The organism is Neotamlana sargassicola (genome assembly GCF_020523965.1).
Lineage (GTDB): Bacteria > Bacteroidota > Bacteroidia > Flavobacteriales > Flavobacteriaceae > Neotamlana > Neotamlana sargassicola.
The window spans coordinates 1-1,301 of sequence record NZ_JAJAPX010000015.1; the positions used below are offsets into that span (position 1 = coordinate 1).

Genomic DNA, 1,301 nt, shown 5'->3' on the forward strand with positions numbered 1-1,301 from the left:
TGACCCGTCCTGAATAAAGGCTACATAATTTTAAACATTATGTATAAAAACGACAAAGTAATCAGACGGTATTCAGAACCTTTCAAACTGAAAATTTTAGAAGAACTTACAACCGGAAAATTAAACAAGTATCAATTAGGTAAGGCGTATGGAATTAATCCAACCACAATCAATGAATGGATTAAAAAGTACAATCGTAAAGACCTTATGAACACTAGAATCACTGTGAAAACTAAAGACGAAATAACCAGAATTAAAGAACTTCAAAAGGAAATTGAACAACTAAAAAAACTCTTGTTAAAGAAAGACATGGATGCCTTGATTCAAGATTCATACCTAGAAGTTGCTGCTGAAGACCTTGGCTATAAATCTGTTGCTGAACTAAAAAAAAAGCTAAATATAGAGCGCTAATTAAGGCTAAGGAAAAATCTAAAGGATTTGCGTCTTTGACGACCATTACTGGCTTTTTTGGACTTAAACGTGATGCTTACTATAAGTATAAAACCAGAGCTGATAAACGTTTAAAACTGGAACAACAGATCATTCAAATTGTCAACCAAAAACGTAGATCCTTGCCTAGAGAAGGCGTGCGAAAACTTAAAATATCTTTGAAAAACGATTTTGATAAAGCCAACCTAAAAATAGGTAGAGACACGCTATTTAACATCCTTAGAAAACACAATATGCTTATAACTAGAAAGAAACCTAGCTACAGAACTACAAACTCTTTTCATAGATTCTATAAATATAAAAACATCATTAAAGATGTGCTCGTTAATAGACCTAATCAGGTTTGGGTAAGTGATATTACCTATATCAGAACCATAAAAGGGTTTTGCTACTTAGCACTTATAACTGATATGTATTCAAGGAAAATTATAGGTTACGACCTTAGTGACAGCCTTGAACTTAGTGGTTGCACCAGAGCGCTTAAAAAGGCATTATATCAAGCTAAAACTATTGATGGTCTCATACATCACTCGGATAGAGGTATACAATATTGCTGCAATGTATACACGCAGATTTTAAAAAGAAACAACATCAGAATTAGCATGACTGAAGAAAATCATTGCTATGAAAACGCTATTGCTGAACGTGTAAACGGTATTTTAAAAGACGAGTTTTATCTTGACCAAACCTTTGATAGCCTGCATCACGCTAAAAGAGCTACAAAAAGTGCAATTAATCTATACAACCAAATAAGATTACATGTATCTTTAGACTATAAAACACCGAATATGGTATATTTAAAAACAGCGTAAATCAATCTTTAACCTGTAGCCATATTTCAGGACTAGACA

2 protein-coding genes are annotated in these 1,301 nt (G+C 32.9%); both read left to right on the plus strand.

Translation table 11 applies throughout. From position 1 onward, the window contains the following. The first annotated feature begins 39 nt into the window (after positions 1-39). Positions 40-411, plus strand: a complete 372-nt coding sequence (locus LG651_RS15630; RefSeq protein WP_226697042.1) for a transposase — start codon at positions 40-42, stop codon at positions 409-411. Positions 412-446: 35 nt separating this feature from the next. Next, positions 447-1,262 (plus strand): IS3 family transposase, encoded by an 816-nt coding sequence (locus LG651_RS15635; RefSeq protein ID WP_262905137.1) that lies wholly within the window; start codon positions 447-449, stop codon positions 1,260-1,262. Positions 1,263-1,301: the final 39 nt, after the last annotated feature.

What these genes read in the sequence shown, in the direction of transcription:
- LG651_RS15630 (WP_226697042.1), top strand. Translation starts at nt 40, where the DNA reads ATGTATAAAAACGACAAAGTAATCAGACGGTATTCAGAACCTTTCAAA.